Below are 16,227 nucleotides of genomic sequence, written 5' to 3'. Positions count from 1 at the left end.
GGAGGACACATGGCCGGTCGTGGCTCTGGTCCCGACTTCGTGGAGGCGCTGGCGCGCGGCCTCGACGTCCTGGCGGCCTTCGACGGGGCCCACCGCCAGATGTCGCTGACCGAGGTCGCCACCGCCACCGGCCTGGCGCGCCCCACGGCCCGGCGGCTGCTGCTGACGCTGCAGGAGCTGGGCTACGTCCGCGGCGTCGACGCCCGCTTCGAGCTCACCCCGCGGGTGATCGAGCTCGGGATGGCCTACGTCGCCTCGCTCGGCCTGTGGGACGTCGCCCGGCCCCACCTCGAGGCGCTGGTGGGCCGCACGGGGGAGTCGTCGTCGATGGCCCAGCTCGACGGCTCCGACATCGTCTACGTCGCCCGCGTCTCGGTCCCGAAGATCATCGCGCTGCGCGTCGAGATCGGCACCCGCTTCCCCGCCGCGCAGACCAGCCAGGGCAAGGTCCTGCTCGCCGCCCTGCCCCCCGCCGAGCTCGACCGGGTGCTCGCGGAGCCCAGCCGGTCGGGCCTGCCGGCGTACATCGGCCGCACCCCCGCCCAGCTCGCCGACGAGCTGGTCTCGGTCCGCGCCCGCGGCTGGGCCCTGGCCGACGAGGAGCTCGCCCCGGGCGTCCGCTCGGTCGCCGTGCCCGTCCGCGACGGCACCGGCGCCGTCCGCGCGGCCATGAACGTCACCGTCCACGCCGCCGAGACCTCGACCCGGACCCTCCTCGACGACCACCTGCCCCACCTGCTCCGCACCGCCGGCGACGTCAGCGACGACTGGGCCCGCTGGCAGTCCCGCCCCCACGCCGAGGTGCGGGCCGACTCGTCAGCGGGGTGAGGTCGGGGGTCGGATCGGGGGGCCGGTTTCCCAAGGGCCCCTGGGAAACCGCTGCTTCCCCGGGTCGATTTCGCCCGGGAAGCGACGGGTTTCCCGGGGCTCTGGTGGGGGTTGACCTCTCCCGAGTCCGCGCGCTCCACACCAGGTGCCTCCACCGGAGGTACGACGCCACCGGCACCTCGATCGGCCTGCGCCTCGGCGAGCCTCACCCTCGCGGCGAGACCCACCGCACACGTCCGCGGGGAATGGATCTCCGGTGGTTGCACTTCTACAACCGTCCGGCGCCGGTCAGCGTTGATCGCCTGCGACCACTTCTCGACGTACGCCGCACCGATGGGACGCCTGATGGCCAGCACTGACACCCGCACCGACTACCGCGTGACGTACCTCGTCCTGTGCGCAGGCGTGGCGTCGTTCTCGCTGCTGCAGTCGATGGTCAACCCGGTGCTGCCGACCATCGAGGCGGCGCTCGACACCGACCAGGCGACGGTCACGTGGGTGCTGACGGCGTACCTGCTCTCCGCCTCGGTCTTCACCCCGATCATCGGCCGCGTCGGCGACAAGGTCGGCAAGGAGCGGATGCTCGTCGTCGCGCTGCTCGCCCTGGCCGTCGGCTCCCTGCTGGCCGCGCTCGCCCCGAGCATCGGCGTGCTGATCGCCGCCCGCGCGATCCAGGGCGTCGGCGGCGGCGTGCTGCCGCTGACCTTCGGGATCATCCGCGACGAGTTTCCTCGGGAGAAGGTCGCCGGTGCGGTCGGTACGTCGGCCGCGCTGCTCGCCGTCGGCGGCGGCATCGGCCTGGTGCTGGCCGGCCCGATCGTCGACGCGCTCAGCTACCGCTGGCTGTTCTGGCTGCCGATGATCATGACCCTGCTGGCCGCCGCCGCCGCGCACTGGTTCGTCCCCGAGTCGCCCGAGCGCACGCCCGGCCGCATCAACCTGCTCAGCGCCGCGCTGCTCTCCTCGTGGCTGGTGACGCTCCTGCTCGCGGTCTCCCAGGGCCACAGCTGGGGCTGGGGCTCGCCGATCACGGTCGGCCTGTTCGCCGCCACGGTCGTGCTGCTGCCCGTGTGGGTGTACGCCGAGGCGCACAGCGACTCGCCCCTCATCGACATGCGCATGATGCGGATCCCCACGGTCTGGACCGTCAACCTGGTGGCCCTGCTCTTCGGGATGGGGATGTACTCGATGTTCGCCTTCCTCCCGCAGTTCCTCCAGACCCCCGACGACGTCACCGGCTACGGCTTCGGCGCCTCGGTCACCCAGTCGGGCCTGCTGCTGCTGCCGCAGACGGTCGCCACCTTCCTGGCCGGCCTCTACTCCGGCCGCGCGGCCGCCCGCTTCGGGTCGAAGGCCGTCCTGGTCGCCGGCGCCACCCTGACCTCGCTGGGCCTGCTCGCGCTGGTCCTCTTCCACGACCACGTGTGGCACCTGCTCATCGAGAGCACCGTGCTCGGCCTCGGGTTCGGCCTGGCCTTCGCGGCCATGTCGAACCTCATCGTCGACGCCGTCCCGCAGTCGCAGACCGGTGTGGCCAGCGGCATGAACGCCAACATCCGCACCGTCGGCGGCGCGCTCGGCAGCGCGGTGCTGGCCAGCGTCGTCACCGCCAACCTGCGCCCCGACGGCCTGCCGATCGAGTCGGGCTACACCCACGGCTTCTCGGTCCTGGTCGTCACCTCGGCCCTCGCCGCCCTGGTCGCGGTAGCGGTGCCGGTGGTCAAGGTCGTCACCCGCTCGACCGCCGACGACGCACCGGCCACCGAGGCCGACGGCGCCGCGGTCGCCCTGGAGCCCCTCGCCCGCTGAGGCGCCCTCGGCCCCCCTCGGTCCCTGAGGAACGAACACCCCCTCGGTCCCTGAGGAACGACGAAGTCGTGTCTCGAAGGGCCGACCACCCCCGGTCCCTGAGGAACGACGAAGTCGTGTCTCGAAGGGCCGAGCTCAGCCCGCCAGCCCCTGGGCGGCCATCCACGCCGGGTCCGGCTCGACGGGCCCCACCAGCTCGACCACCAGCCCGTCGGGGCCCGCCAGCTGCACCCGGCGCTGACCCCACGGCTCGGTCACGAGCGGCTCGAGCACCTCGACGCCGGCGGCGACCAGCCGGTCGTGGTGGCTGTCGACGTCGGTCACCACCAGCGCCAGCATCGCGCCGCGCACCCCGTCGGCGGGCTCGACCCAGGTCTCGTGGTCGCGCGCGACCAGGTCGACCCGCAGGCCCTCGCAGCCCGCGTGACGGGTGCTGACGTACCACCCGAGGTCCACCAGCACCTCGAACCCGAGGTGCTCGGCGAACCACCGGCCCGCCTCCGTGGGCTCCGCGACGGCGTACGCCGCTCCGACCTGCGTCACCTGCACGTGCGTCTCCTCTGCTCGTCCCGACGGCCCACGACCCTGCCACACCCCCTCGGTCCTCGAGGAACGCGCGACCCCGGTCCCTGAGGAACGCGGCCCTTCGGTCCCTGAGGAACGACGAAGTCGTGTCTCGAAGGGCCGAAGGGCCGCCCCACCAGGGGCTGACGACTGTCGGTGCCCCGTCCTACCGTGGCCGCATCCCCGCATCCGGCGGGGCGGACCGGAGGCCGCCATGACCACCCTGCAGGACCGACCGAAGACCGCGCTGCTCGTCATCGACGTGCAGCAGGACGTCACCGAGGGCGCCGAGGACCGCGACACCGTCGTGGCCAACATCGCCGCCCTGGTCGACAAGGCCCGCGCCGAGGACGTCCCCGTCGTCTGGGTCGCCCACCACGACGAGGGCATGCCGCGCGACAGCGACGCCTGGCAGTACGTCCCGGAGCTCCAACGCCGCGACGACGAGCCGCTCGTCGACAAGACCTACGGCGACTCCTTCGAGGACACCGACCTCGAGCAGGTCCTCGCCGAGCGGGGGGTGGGGCGCCTCGTGGTCACCGGCGCCCAGACCGACGCCTGCATCCGCTCCACCCTCCACGGCGGCCTGGCCCGGGGGTACGACGTCACGCTCGTCGCCGACGCCCACACCACCCAGGACATGACCCAGTGGGGCAACATCCCCCCGGCCGAGGTCATCCAGTTCACCAACATGTACTGGGGCTTCACCTCCGCCCCCGGCCGCACCACCGGCGTCGTGAAGACCGACGAGGTCGCCTTCGCCTGACCGCCCCATCGGACCCTGACCGCCCCCTCGGTCCCTGAGGAAGGACGACGTCCTGTCTCGAAGGGCCGAGGCCGGAGCCCGTCGACCCCCCAGGAGGACCCCTGCCTGCCCCCGAGCCCGACCGCGTCGAGCCCGGCGCGGCGCTGTCCTCGAAGATGTCGACGCTGGCCCGCCGCGACACCAGGCCGGAGATCGCGCTGCGCTCCGAGCTGCACCGCCGGGGCCTGCGCTACCGCGTCCAGGTCACGGTGCCCGGCAACCGGCGCAGCAGCACCGACGAGGAGCTCCACGCCGCCGGCTGGGACGTGGTGCGGGTCTGGGAGCACGAGCTGCCGGAGCACGCCGGCGACCTCGTCGAGGACGCCTACCGTCAACGGGTCCCGAGCCGCAGCCCGACCGACCCGGGTGGAGGTCACCCACAGGGGTGAGGACCGCCTGCCTATGTTGTCCCGGTGGAGATCATCTACGGCCCCCAGCGCGGCCCCGTGGCGAGCACCGACCTGCCGGACCACTACCCCTGGCCCGAGCGGGCCGGGCAGGCGTACGTCCGCGCGATGATGGTCGCCACCCTCGACGGCGCCGCGGCCGGTGGCGACGGCCTCAGCGGCTCGATCACCGGTGACGCCGACGGCGAGGTGTTCACCGCCGTACGCCGCTTCGCCGACGCCGTCCTCGTCGGCGGCGGCACCCTCAAGGCCGAGGAGTACGGCCCGCTGCACTCCACCGACGACGACGCCAAGCGCCGGGTCGCCGCCGGACAGGCCGACGCGCCCGTGATCGTGGTCGTCTCCGGCTCGCTGACGCTGCCGCTGGGCGACGACGGCTTCACCGGCTCGACGTTGACGCCACTGGTGTTCACCACCGCCGACCCCGACCCCGAGCGGCTCGCCCAGGTGCGGGAGCGCTGCGAGGTGGTCCAGGCCGAGGGCGACACCGTCGAGGTGTCGTGGGTGATCGACCGGCTCGTCGAGCGCGGCCTGTGGCGCATCGTCTGCGAGGGCGGACCCACCCTGCTGCGCGACGCCGCCGCGTCGGGGCGCCTCGACGAGGCCGACCTGACGTTCTCCCCGATGCTCGTCGGCACGGAGAAGACGCCGCCCACCGACATGCTCGCCGACCCGCGCGGCTTCGAGCTGGTCCACGTGATCGCGGCCGACGACTTCCTGATGTCGCGCTACGTCCGCAGGGACAACGCGTGATCGACCTCAAGGCCCTGGCCGCCCTGGTCGCCGAGCACGGCGACGACCTCGACCACGAGGTCGCGCCGTTCCTCATCGGCGACCACAGCCTCGACACCGATGCGCGCCCGGCGCTGATGGGGATCGTCAACCTCTCGCGCGACTCGTGGTACCGCGAGAGCGTCTCCAGCTCCCGCGAGCACGCCGTACGCCGCGGCCGCGTCCTCGCCGCCCAGGGCGCCGACGTCGTCGACCTCGGCGCGGAGTCGAGCGACGCCGCCGCCGACCGGGTGACCGCCCAGCAGCAGGCCGACCAGATGGTGCCGGTCATCGAGGAGCTCGCCGCCGCCGGCGTCGCGGTCTCGGTCGAGAGCTACCACCCCTCGGTCGTCGATGCCTGCCTCAAGGCCGGCGCCGCCGTGCTCAACCTCAGCGGCTCGTCCGACGACGAGGAGATGTTCGGCCTCGCCGCGTCGTACGGCGCCTCGGTGGTGATGTGCCACATCGTCGGCACGCACGCCCGCGACCTCCACGACCCGACCGAGCACCCGGTCGCCGCCGACCCGTTCCCGGTGATGCTCGAGCAGTTCGAGGCCCGCGTGGCCCACGCCCGGTCGATGGGCGTGCCGAGCGTGGCCGTCGACCCCGGCATCGGCTTCGGCTTCTCGTGGCTGCCCGACCCGGTCGACCGGGCGCGCTACCAGGCGGCCGTCCTGCTCCAGACCTTCCGCCTGCGCGCGCTCGGCGTCCCGGTCTGCCACGCCCTGCCGAGCGCCATCGACCTCTTCGGCGAGGAGGTTCGGACCGCCGAGGGCTTCTTCGCCGTGCTGGCCTCGCTCGGGCAGACCGGCATCTACCGGACCCACGAGATCCCCCGGGTCAAGGTCGTGCTCGACGCCCTCCGGGGGCTGCCCACCGAGCCGCCCCCCCGGCGTCCTGACCGGTCCTAGCCCTCGCCGTCGCGCTGGTGCCGGGCACGACGCCGGTCGCGCAGCCGCCGCACCGGGTGGGCCCGCTCGGCGATTCGCCGGGCTCGGGAGCGCACGGCGACGGCCCGCGACCAGGCGTCCGCGTCGGGCAGCATCCAGCCGCGTCGGCGGGCGAGCAGCACCAGACCGGCGCCGACGACCAGGGCCACCAGCGAGCCGGCCACGGGGTACCCCAGCGCGGTCGTGACGACCTGCGTCGCCGCCGCCGCGATGGCCGAGGTGGCGTAGAGCGTGTTGCCGCCGAGGATGCCCGGCACCCGCCGCAGAACCACGTCGCGCACCAGCCCGCCGCCGGTCGCGGTGATGGTGCCGAGCAGGATCGCGGGCAGCCAGCCGAGCCCGGTGTCGAGCGTCTTCTGCGCACCGACCGAAGCCCAGCAGCCCAGTGCCAGTGCGTCGACCACGGGCCAGGTGCCGTCCCAGGCACGGCCCTCCACCCGGAGCGAGTAGGCGATCGCCGCCCCGACCAGCGCCGTCAGCAGGTACGCCGGGTCCGTCAGCGCCACGGGCGGTCCGGCCTGCAGCAGGGTGTCGCGGATGAACCCGCCACCGAGGCCCGTCAGGGTCGCCAGCACCACGAACCCGATCGGGTCCAACCGCTCCCGCCGGGCGATCACCCCGCCCAGCACGGCGTTGGCCAGCACGCCGGCGAGGTCGAGGACGCGGAAGACCTCGCTGACCGCCTGCCCGTCCACGCCCACGTCCACCCCCCGTGCCTACCGTGCGCGACCGGTCGGCGCCAACCCGGAAGCGCGACTCGTATCCGCGGCCTGGTCATGGTCGAGCGAGACCCGGCTGTCCGGAACCTGTCCGTTGACCCCGATCCTGTGACAAGCCCGCCGGCTGATCCGATGTGTTGCCGGCCTGCTGACGGCCGCCTTCCTGCTGATCGGGCTGTTCCTGCTCGTCCCCTTGGTGTGGTCGCTGCTGACGTCGTTCCAGGCCAAGCGGTCCTTCCGGCCCGGCGAGTGGTCGGGCGTGACCAACCTGTTGCGGCTGCTCTCCGACGCCGTGTTCTGGCGGGCGCTGCTCAACACCGCGATCTTCACCGTCGCCACGGTGCCGCTCAGCGTCGGGCTCGGCCTCGGCCTCGGCCTGGCGATGCTGATGGACAAGGCGCTGCCCGGGCGCGGGGTGTTCCGCACGATCGTCTACCTGCCGATCGCGGTCAGCTCGCTGGTGGTGTCGCTCGTCGGGCTGCTGCTGTTCGACGAGTCGGTCGGCATCGTCAACGGCGTGCTCAGGGACCTCGGCGTCGGACCGGTGTCGTGGCAGAGCAACGGCGCGCTGGCGATGCTGTCGGTGGTCGTGATGACGCTGTGGACGCGGGTCGGCTTCGGGATGCTCGTCTACCTCGCGGCGCTCCAGGACGTCGACAAGGAGGTCCTCGAGGCGGCCACGATGGACGGCGCCGGCGGGTTCAACCGGGTGCGCCACGTGATCGTGCCGTGGCTGCGGCCCACCACTTTTTTCTTGGTCGTGATCAACATGATCTGGTCGTTCCAGGTCTTCGACGTCGTCTACGTGATGACCAACGGCGGGCCCGGCTACTCCACGACGATGCTGGTCACCTACGCCTACGACGAGGGCTTCGGGCCCTCGCGCAACTTCGGGTACGGCGCCACCGTCGGCCTCGTCCTGCTCGTCATCACCCTGGCCATCACCGCGGTCCAGCTGCGGGTCAACCGCCGTCAGGAGGCGTGATGAGCCGCCCTCTCCGCTTCGTCATCTGCTTGGCTGTCTCGGCGGTGTTCGTGCTGCCGCTGTTCGCGATGGTGGTGGTCGTCTTCACCCTGCGCGAGCTGGTCTTCGACGGCGGCGCCAGCCTGTGGCCCTCCCGGTTCACGACCGCGAACTTCTCGAACCTGTTCGCCAGCTTCCCGGTCTGGCGATGGTTCTCCAACGCGATGATCGTCGCCACGCTCACCACGGCGCTGTCGGTCGCGGTCAACCTGGCGGCCGGGTTCGCGCTGGCCAAGCTGCAGTTCGCTGGCCGCACGGTCGTGCTGCTGATCGTGCTGAGCACGCTGATGGTGCCGGCGCAGGCGGTGATGATCCCGCAGTTCGAGCTGGTCGCCCGGATGGGCCTGATCGGCCTGTTCTGGGCGGTGATCCTTCCCTCGGCCTCGACGGCGCTGGGGGTGTTCCTGGCACGGCAGTTCTTCGTGTCGGTGCCCGACGAGCTGCTCGATGCCGCCCGGTTGGACGGCTGCGGCACGTGGGCGACGCTGCGGTACGTCGTACTCCCGATGGCGAAGCCGCTCATCGCCGTCATGGTCCTGCTGGCGTTCATGACCCAGTGGAACGACTTCCTGTGGCCACTGATCACGCTGCGTGACCCCGACCTCTACACGCTCCCCGTCGCGCTGCGGTTCCTCCAGGGCCAGTTCGACGCCGACTACGGCGGTCTGATGGCGATGGCGCTGCTGCTGTCCTGCGTGCCGCTGCTCGTGGTGTTCGTGGCGCTGCAGCGGTTCTTCGTCGACGGCTTTTCGCGGTCGGGGATCCGGTGAGGTGGTCGGTGAACTCACCGGAGGTGCCTTGGTCCCGGACTCTGGTTCCGACCACACGACACCGGCCGCACTCGTAGATTTGGCCCGTCTCAGGAAGCTGCGCTCAGATCTCGTGGAAGGCACGTCCATGCCGCAAGTCCCGCCTGCCGGTTGGCATGCAGACCCTTTCCGTCGTGCCGAGCACCGGTTCTGGGACGGCGTCCGCTGGACCGAGCACGTGGCCTCGAACGGTCGTCAGTGGGTCGACCCTCCCGTCGCGGTCGCACCGCTGGCCGTGGTTCCGAACACGCCCCGTGCTGCTCAGCCCTACCCACGGGAGGGGAACCGGCAGGTCTCGGGCAGTCCGCCCGTCAGCCGGGCAGCGGCGAGGATCCAGAAGCAGGTGCAGAAGATCGAGGTCGCCTCCATCGCCGGCGGGGCAGACCTGGCGATCTTGAGCGAGCCCGTCCTCGTCATCAACCAGAAGGGAAAGCTGGTCGAGCTGCGCGCCGAGTACGCGATCTACGACCGCAACGGTCTGCAGGTGGCGGCCGTCCGGGGGAAACGGCTGTCGAGCCGTATGCAGGTGGTGGACATGGAGGGGCGCCCCCTGTTCGATCTCCGACGCGAGTCGAACCTGCTCACGTCCAAGGTCGTGGTGGCCGACGAGTACGGCGGCAAGACCGGACGCATCGTGCCGTCGATGAATCCGAACAAGAAGGACCGTCGGTTCAAGCTGGAGGACGCCGGCAACAAGCTGATCGGGGCTGTCCACTCGGACGACCGCGGGCGACATCGCGACTTCCACGTCCAGGACACCGGCGGCAGCGTGGTCGCGCGCATCACGAAGACTCGGGCGAGTCTGGCCAAGGAGCTGTTCACCAAGGGGGACAACTACGTCGTGGAGTTTCCCGGCCACGTGACGGGGCCGCTCCGGTTGCTCAGCATCGCCGCTGCTCTGGTGGTGGACACGGCGTTCCATCAGCGGTGAGTGCTCGGGCTCGGAGGCTGTGTCAGCCCTCCGAGTGATCTCGCTTGTCCGTGGACTGCAGCCCCTCCACCTCGGACGTGATCGGGGTCCGCGGCTCGGCGCGCTTGCGGGTTCGTAGCTTGCGCCCCGCTAGATAGACCCCCGTGCCGATTGCGGCAGCCGCCACTGCGGGTGCTGCGACGACCACGGCGGTCCCTGCGGCCATCCCTCCGCCTGCAAGCGCACCGATGCCCGCGAGCCCGCTGGCTATCCCTGCTCCGCTGAGTCCACTGACGGTACCGGCCGCGCTGATCGCGCCGATGCCTCCGGCCATGGCACCTCCCGCACCCGCTACGGACGCCCATCGTCCGTCCCTGCGCGAGGCTCGCTCGCTCGGCGGGAGTGTCTCGTCGTCGCGAAGCGCCACGTTGGTGATGCCGATGCTCACGACGGCCGGAAGGGCCGCGAGAACGGCTGGGCCGCTCGCCGCACCACCGACTGCGCTACCGGCCGCGGCGAGACCGCTCATGATGCCCGGGCCGCTCAGTCCCGCGGTCACACCGAGCCCGGCGACGACTCCCGACGTGGCCGCAGCAGCGCCAGTGGCGACGGCGCCGTGCGCGGTGAGGCTGCCGACCCCCCGGACCTGCTCGCTGACGGGCTTGCCGGTGCAGCACCAGGTGGCGAAGTGTTCGCAGTTGTTGACGACGAGGTGGTAGCCCGTCTCACTGATCCTGGACTCTGCCCGTCCGATCGTGGTGTCGACATCGTTGCGCTTTCCGTACTCCCTGACCAGCAGCTTGCCTCCGTCGAGGAACTCCTCGAGCGAGGTCCGAGCGATCGAGGCGTTGATCTTTTGTTGACCGGGCTCGCCCGTGAAGTGGATGACCGTGCCGTCACCGCAGTCGACACCGTGATGGGTGTATCCCGCGGGTCTGCGGACGTAGATGTGGTCGGCGCGGGCCATACGTCACTCCTCCAGATGGGCGATGAAACTGCAAAGGGTCTTTTCAGCCCGGGTCAGCTCACGCTTCGGTGCCGAAATCGCGCAGCCGGCCCTGACGGTCACGCTCCCACCTCCTGCCTCGGGCATCGGTGAACGAGAGCGCCACTCGAAGGTCCAGACGAGTAGCGGCAGGCCGAGGTTGCAGCAGCACCTCGCGCATCGTTTCCGACTTGATCTCGCGATGTTGAGTATCGGAATCCGTTGGTGAAATGACGGAGAACGACTGCTCGCCCGCGGGAATGTCGCCGTGGAAGTAGCGGACGGTGACGTCGTACACAGGAACGGAGTTCGCGTTCCTCAGAGCCAGGTTCGGCGACCTCAGACCCTCAGGCAGGTCGATGGCGAGATGGGGCTGGGGTACCCACGACACCCAGCCTGCGAATTGTTCTGCCTGACTTCGTCGTTCGGCTGCCACTCGAGCGCGGTCGCGTTCCTGTTCGACCCGGTACAGACGTGTGGCTGTCACACCTGCCCAGATGGCCGCCAGTAGGGTCAGTGCGCCGGTGAGAGCGGACGCCATCTCGGCAGACATTCGCAGCCTCCTGGTGAGATTTCGCGGGAGCAGGAGTGCGGCGTCGCCGCTCGTCGACTCGTCACCGAGCCGAATCGAGCTCAGCAATGGTGACGCGTCGTGAGATTACATCGCCAGCGGTGCTCGCAACCGCTTGATGATGGGCCATCTCAGCACCCTGCAAGCCTCGTGCGCGTGCTCACCTCCTGGAGCGCGCAGCTCTCCGAGCCGGACCAGGTCCTGGCTTTTTGTTTAGGAGCTGGCAAACTGACGAATCGCGCATGATCTCGGGATGGGGGCCCTGTGGGCGAAATTGCAGCGTGGTACGACTTTCGCAACTCCCTGGTCGCATCGCTGGAGCAGGACCTGATCGGTGGAGCGGGGGCAGCGAAGCTGTCCGAGCCGCCTCTGGACCGCTTCGCCGTCGGGATCCTTCATCCTCGGGACGACGCCGTGATGGAGGAAGAAGTCGACGATCCTGACAGTGCCGAATCCGGCGGGGCAGGTGGTGCCGATGCGTCGTTCGACCCCGCGGTTGCTCTGTCGCACATGCGCTATCCCTCGACCATGGGGATGACGTTCGCGGTCGACCCGGGCCTGGTGCCGCACGTCGTCGTCGAGGTGGAGGCTGCGCGCTATCGCGAGGCGGAGGACGGGGACGGAACGTGGGATCGGGTGGCCGTCAGTCCGGACCCCGTTCGCGTCGACACGGGGATCGTCGACCGGCGGACCCATCATCTCGCGGAGGACCTGGATCTCCTGGTCGTCGTGCGTGAGCCCCGGGGCGGCACTTCCTCAGTCACGTGCGTTCTGCTCAATGTCGGTGTCCCGGAAAAGAACGCTCGCAAGGACGCTCACTGTTGGTTCCAACCGTCCATCACCGCGCGGGTGGACGAAGGGTCGTTCAGCGCACGCCGGGCGGAAAGCTCGGCCGGCCTGGACGACGAGGATCTCGACTCCTACGCCCTGCTCTTCCGCGACGTCGAGGACATGGCCGTGGGTCACGGCTGCGCGGTCAAGTGGTCCGACGACGGGCCGACGAAGGAGCTCGCCACCACCTTCACCCCGTCGTACGACGTGCCGCTGGCCGAGCCGGCAGGTGGTTCGGGGATCGTGATGAGGATGGACGAGCTGGCGACGGGTGGCGTCGAGCCGCTCGTGGCCCTCGTCGCGTCCTACCGCGATTGGATCACCGAGCGCGAAGGCGAGATCGCGACACTGGCTCCGGAGTTGCAAGCGACCGGGCGAAGGCACTTGGCGGACGCGGCTCAGGCAGCGGACCGCATGGAGCGCGGCATCGAGCGCATGGGTGCCGATCCTGATGCGGAGCGCGCATTCAGGCTCATGAATGCGGCGATGGCCCTGCAGCGCACCCGGCAGGATCGCCAGCGGGGGATCGAGGAGCGGCCGCAGACCTGGCGTCCCTTCCAGATGGCGTTCATTCTGCTCAACCTCGAGGGGCTGATCGACCCGACCTCGCCGGACCGTGAGATCGCGGACCTGCTGTGGTTCCCCACCGGCGGTGGCAAGACCGAGGCCTACCTCGGTCTGATCGGGTTCTCCATTCTTCTTCGCCGTCTTCGCAATCCTGCCCACGGCGGGGTGTCCGTGATCATGCGCTACACGCTGAGGCTGCTCACCATCCAGCAGTTCGAGCGGGCCGCCGGCCTGATCTGCGCGCTGGAGTCGATCCGGCGTGAGCAGATGAAGAACGCGGAGCCGATCTCGTTGGGTCTGTGGGTCGGGCGTGGCGCCACGCCGCTCAAGGTCTCCGAGGCACGCAGGGCATTGAACAAGCTCCGGGACGGCATCAATCCGAAGGACGAGGGCAACCCGTACCAGCTGCTCCATTGCCCCGTGTGCGGGCACGACCTGGGTCTGGACGACTACCTCATCAAGAAGTCGCCGGATCGCATGGTGGTGCGGTGCGGGGGCGCGGCCTGTGAGTTCGCGGATGGGCTGCCGGTGCATCTCGTCGACGAGGACGTCTATCGAGAGCGACCGTCCCTGGTGATCGGGACGGTCGACAAGTTCGCGATGATGGCGTGGCGGGAGCAGGTGCGCAGTCTGTTCTCGCGCGATGGCGCGAACCCACCGCCCGACCTCATCGTCCAGGACGAGCTGCACCTCATCAGCGGACCGCTCGGCACCATGGTCGGGCTCTACGAGGCGGCCGTGGACGCCGCCTGCACCGGAATCGCACGGCCCAAGGTGGTGGCGTCCACAGCGACCATTCGGCGCGCGAAGAAGCAGGTCCGTGCGGTCTTCGACCGGGACTCGCGTCAGTTCCCACCCCCCGGCCTCGACAACACCGACTCGTACTTCTCGGTCCAGGCATCGCCGGACAAGAAGGGCACACGGCGGTATCTCGGCATCGCGGCTCCCTCGACGAGCCACACGACACTCATGGTCCGCACCTACGCCGCGCTGCTCCAGGCCGCCCAGGACCTCCCCGGCGACGAGAAGGTGCGCGACGCCTACTGGACATTGCTCGGTTACTTCAACAGCCTCCGTGTTCTCGGAGGTGCCTACATGCAGGTGCTGGACGACGTCCCGGACCGGCTCAAGGTGCTCGCCGGCCGAATGGGCACGGACGTCAGAGAGATTCCCGAGCCGGGCGAGCTGACGTCACGTGTCGACTCGGCGGAGATTCCCGAGGCGCTCGCGAGCCTCAGCCGTGCGCTGCCCGACACCGAGACACAGGATGTCGTGCTGGCGACCAACATGATCTCCGTCGGTCTGGACGTGGATCGTCTCGGGCTCATGGTCGTGATGGGACAGCCCCAGGCAACGGCGGAGTACATCCAGTCGACGAGCCGGGTCGGGCGTCAGCACCCGGGTCTCGTTGTCGTGCTCTACAACGCTGCCCGGTCCCGGGACCTCTCGCACTACGAAAGCTTCGGTTCCTACCACCGGGCTCTCTACCGCCAGGTGGAGGCGACGAGCGCGACGCCGTTCGCGGCAAGGGCGCGTGACCGCGGCCTCCACGGCGTGCTGGTGTCCTACGCACGACTGCTCGTCGACGGGCTCGCGAGCGATGGCGCGGCAGGAGCGATCAAGACGCAGCGGTCCGCTCTGGAGTCCGCTCTGCAGTCGTTCCTCGACCGTGCGCACAGCATCGCGCCGGACGAGGTGGACAAGGTGCGCTCGCAGATGACGGCACTGATCGAAGCCTGGGCGGATGCAGCCGATGCCGGCAGCTTGAAGTACCCGGGCTGGCGTGAGTCCAGCGGGTTCCTGCTCGTCGATCCCGGCATGGTGCTCAACGAGGACGAGCTGGTGTTCCCGGTGAGCGATCCGGCATGGGCCACGATGACGAGTCTCCGAGAGGTCGATGCGACGACCGCCCTCTTCCTCGTACCTCCGACGAAGGGATCGAAGAGCTGATGGTCCGTAAAGTGGCCGAGGCCCGTCGAAGCCAGATGGTGACGACGTACGGTGTGGGGGCGCTCTTCCCGGCTCGGGACGAGAGCTTCATGTTGCTCGGCACGGACGACTGGACCGAGAGCCAGTGCCCAGAGGTGACCGAGCCCCGCTTGGCTCGCTCCATGGAGGTGCGTACCTTTCGGATGCCTCCGTCGAGGGGCAAGAAGGATCTGCCGGTCGTGCGGTTCCCACGGATGTTCCACTGCCCGAAGTGTCACCGTCTCGGGCGGCTGAACGACTTCTGCGGCTGGGACGGAAACGAATGCGACCGTTGTCAGCGCACGCTCGTGCCCTCCCGGTTCGTCATCTGCTGCCCCGGTGGGCACATCGACGACTTCCCCTACTCCGCCTGGGTGCACAAGGGTGAGCGGCCGGATGCCGACAAGAGCCACCAGCTCTTCCTGCGCACCCGAGGCCAGAGCTCGTCCCTGGGCGACATCGTCATCTCGTGCTCGTGCGGGGCACCCGGGCGCAGTCTGGCCGGGTCGTTCTCGCCCCAAGCGCTGATCGGGATCAGCAAGTGCTGGGGCAACCGTCCCTGGTTGCGCGGCGCGGCCGCGGACACCTGCGACCAGACGCCGCGCACCCTGCAGCGAGGTGCCTCCAACGTCTGGTTCGCGTCGGTCAGGTCGGCGATCTCCATTCCTCCGTGGTCGGAGGGAGCGCACCGGACGATCAACAAGTACTGGCCGATGGTGCAGCACATCCCTGCCGCGGCACTGGCCGCGACACTGGTCGGGATGGATATGGACAAGGAGGCCGGCGTCGAGGTCGACGACCTGGTTCAGGCGATCCTCGTGATGCGTGGTGAGGCCTCGGACGAGATCCCAGACGACGCCGATCTGCGAGCGGACGAGTACGGCGCCCTGGTCAAGGGGCGCCCGGAGAAGGACCCCCGTCAGCAGTTCGTCTGTACTCGGGTCGAGGGTCTGCCCGACGAGGCGAATCGGCTCTTGACGCAGGTGTCGGAGGTGGCGCGACTACGGGAGGTGCGCGCTCTGCAGGGCTTCACCCGCGTGACCCCGTGGAGTGAGGGGGAGGAGGGCAACCGCGTCGCACCGCTGACCGCACAGAAACCCACCTGGCTGCCCGCCATCGAAGTGCTCGGTGAAGGTGTCTTCTTCCAGATCGACGAGACGGCCCTGGCGACCTGGGAGGCAGGAGACTTCGCGAAGTCCCGGGCCAAGGCGATCGAGGAGGCCTACCGCATCCGGGCCGAAGCAATGGGTGTGCCGCACGTCAAGCGGATCGGTCCCCGCGAGCTGCTGCTGCACTCGCTGGCCCACGCACTGCTCACCGAGCTCAGCCTGGATGCCGGCTACCCGGTGGCTTCGCTGCGCGAGCGTGTCTACAGCAAGGAGGGGCAGGCCGGGATCCTGATCTACACCGCGTCCGCCGACTCGGCGGGCAGCCTCGGTGGTCTGGCAGCGCAGTCGCGCGCAGATCGCGTCTGGCCACTCGTGCTGTCCGCGACGAGGCGTGCACGCTGGTGCTCCTCCGATCCGGTGTGCATCGAGACGGTCTCGGGTGGCGCGGACGCGCTCAACTTGGCGGCCTGCCATGCGTGCCAGCTCCTGCCGGAGACGAGCTGCGAGCTCGCCAACCGGGAGCTCGACCGTGCTTGCCTCGTGGGGTTGCCCGACCGTCCCGAGGACGGCTTCCTGAACTCGTTCGTCGACTGACCGGAG

Annotated in this window: 15 protein-coding genes and 1 pseudogene; 12 read left to right on the top strand and 4 right to left on the bottom strand. The window is 70.0% G+C overall.

Annotated features, from left to right (window positions below):
- Nucleotides 1–9: 9 nt before the first annotated feature.
- Entirely contained in the window at nucleotides 10–828 is an 819-nt protein-coding gene (locus tag BLU55_RS13425; protein WP_091730572.1) for an IclR family transcriptional regulator domain-containing protein, read from the top strand.
- Nucleotides 829–1,173: 345 nt separating this feature from the next.
- Nucleotides 1,174–2,637 (top strand): MFS transporter, encoded by a 1,464-nt coding sequence (locus BLU55_RS13420; RefSeq protein WP_091733916.1) that lies wholly within the window; start codon nucleotides 1,174–1,176, stop codon nucleotides 2,635–2,637.
- 135 nt (nucleotides 2,638–2,772) lie between these two features.
- Here BLU55_RS13420 and BLU55_RS13415 read toward each other — a convergent pair whose 3' ends face one another.
- Nucleotides 2,773–3,186 (bottom strand): VOC family protein, encoded by a 414-nt coding sequence (locus BLU55_RS13415; RefSeq protein WP_197680991.1) that lies wholly within the window; start codon nucleotides 3,184–3,186, stop codon nucleotides 2,773–2,775.
- A 229-nt stretch (nucleotides 3,187–3,415) separates the two neighbouring features.
- Between BLU55_RS13415 and BLU55_RS13410 the strand changes: the two genes are divergently transcribed.
- The 4 genes from BLU55_RS13410 to BLU55_RS13395 all read left to right on the top strand — a co-directional run bounded on the left by BLU55_RS13410 (nucleotide 3,416) and on the right by BLU55_RS13395 (nucleotide 6,095).
- Nucleotides 3,416–3,967, top strand: a complete 552-nt coding sequence (locus BLU55_RS13410; RefSeq protein ID WP_091730569.1) for a cysteine hydrolase family protein — start codon at nucleotides 3,416–3,418, stop codon at nucleotides 3,965–3,967.
- A gap of 155 nt (nucleotides 3,968–4,122) precedes the next feature.
- The gene (locus BLU55_RS13405; protein ID WP_157682855.1) at nucleotides 4,123–4,395 is read left to right on the top strand and encodes a PDDEXK family nuclease; all 273 of its coding nucleotides are present in this window, start codon (nucleotides 4,123–4,125) and stop codon (nucleotides 4,393–4,395) included.
- Between the two features lie 24 nt (nucleotides 4,396–4,419).
- Nucleotides 4,420–5,166 carry a dihydrofolate reductase family protein gene (locus BLU55_RS13400; RefSeq protein WP_091730567.1) on the top strand — a complete coding sequence of 249 codons (747 nt, stop codon included), beginning with the start codon at nucleotides 4,420–4,422 and terminating at the stop codon, nucleotides 5,164–5,166.
- On the top strand, nucleotides 5,163–6,095 hold the full coding sequence (locus BLU55_RS13395) for a dihydropteroate synthase (RefSeq protein ID WP_091730564.1): 933 nt from the start codon (nucleotides 5,163–5,165) through the stop codon (nucleotides 6,093–6,095). Before BLU55_RS13400 ends, BLU55_RS13395 begins: the two co-directional genes overlap by 4 nt.
- Here the strand turns inward: BLU55_RS13395 and BLU55_RS13390 are convergent.
- Nucleotides 6,092–6,841, bottom strand: coding sequence for a trimeric intracellular cation channel family protein (locus BLU55_RS13390; protein WP_197680990.1), 750 nt, complete (start codon nucleotides 6,839–6,841; stop codon nucleotides 6,092–6,094). The two genes, BLU55_RS13395 and BLU55_RS13390, sit on opposite strands and share 4 nt — an antisense overlap.
- Before the next feature lie 208 nt (nucleotides 6,842–7,049).
- Between BLU55_RS13390 and BLU55_RS13385 the strand changes: the two genes are divergently transcribed.
- The 4 genes and pseudogenes from BLU55_RS13385 to BLU55_RS13375 all read left to right on the top strand — a co-directional run bounded on the left by BLU55_RS13385 (nucleotide 7,050) and on the right by BLU55_RS13375 (nucleotide 9,617).
- Nucleotides 7,050–7,838, top strand: coding sequence for a carbohydrate ABC transporter permease (locus tag BLU55_RS13385; RefSeq protein ID WP_197680989.1), 789 nt, complete (start codon nucleotides 7,050–7,052; stop codon nucleotides 7,836–7,838).
- Nucleotides 7,838–8,647, top strand: a complete 810-nt coding sequence (locus BLU55_RS13380; RefSeq protein ID WP_091730556.1) for a carbohydrate ABC transporter permease — start codon at nucleotides 7,838–7,840, stop codon at nucleotides 8,645–8,647. Before BLU55_RS13385 ends, BLU55_RS13380 begins: the two co-directional genes overlap by 1 nt.
- Before the next feature lie 127 nt (nucleotides 8,648–8,774).
- Nucleotides 8,775–8,867: pseudogene (locus BLU55_RS20165) on the top strand (DUF2510 domain-containing protein); the annotation flags it as partial.
- A 162-nt stretch (nucleotides 8,868–9,029) separates the two neighbouring features.
- Entirely contained in the window at nucleotides 9,030–9,617 is a 588-nt protein-coding gene (locus BLU55_RS13375) for a phospholipid scramblase-related protein (protein ID WP_231916871.1), read from the top strand.
- Nucleotides 9,618–9,639: 22 nt separating this feature from the next.
- Here BLU55_RS13375 and BLU55_RS13370 read toward each other — a convergent pair whose 3' ends face one another.
- Together BLU55_RS13370 and BLU55_RS19505 are read right to left on the bottom strand one after the other, a co-directional pair.
- The gene (locus BLU55_RS13370) at nucleotides 9,640–10,563 is read right to left on the bottom strand and encodes a lecithin retinol acyltransferase family protein (RefSeq protein ID WP_091730551.1); all 924 of its coding nucleotides are present in this window, start codon (nucleotides 10,561–10,563) and stop codon (nucleotides 9,640–9,642) included.
- Nucleotides 10,564–10,621: 58 nt separating this feature from the next.
- Nucleotides 10,622–11,134 (bottom strand): hypothetical protein, encoded by a 513-nt coding sequence (locus tag BLU55_RS19505; RefSeq protein WP_157682854.1) that lies wholly within the window; start codon nucleotides 11,132–11,134, stop codon nucleotides 10,622–10,624.
- 282 nt (nucleotides 11,135–11,416) lie between these two features.
- Here BLU55_RS19505 and BLU55_RS13360 point away from each other — a divergent pair, with 282 nt between their 5' ends.
- Nucleotides 11,417–14,500, top strand: a complete 3,084-nt coding sequence (locus tag BLU55_RS13360) for a helicase-related protein (RefSeq protein ID WP_091730545.1) — start codon at nucleotides 11,417–11,419, stop codon at nucleotides 14,498–14,500.
- Nucleotides 14,501–14,511: 11 nt separating this feature from the next.
- The gene (gene drmB / locus BLU55_RS13355; RefSeq protein WP_091730543.1) at nucleotides 14,512–16,221 is read left to right on the top strand and encodes a DUF1998 domain-containing protein; all 1,710 of its coding nucleotides are present in this window, start codon (nucleotides 14,512–14,514) and stop codon (nucleotides 16,219–16,221) included.
- Nucleotides 16,222–16,227: the final 6 nt, after the last annotated feature.

The organism is Nocardioides scoriae (genome assembly GCF_900104965.1).
Taxonomy (GTDB): Bacteria; Actinomycetota; Actinomycetes; order Propionibacteriales; family Nocardioidaceae; genus Marmoricola; species Marmoricola scoriae.
The sequence above is the reverse complement of the archived record's forward strand: the minus strand, read 5'-3'. Positions and strand labels throughout refer to the sequence as shown.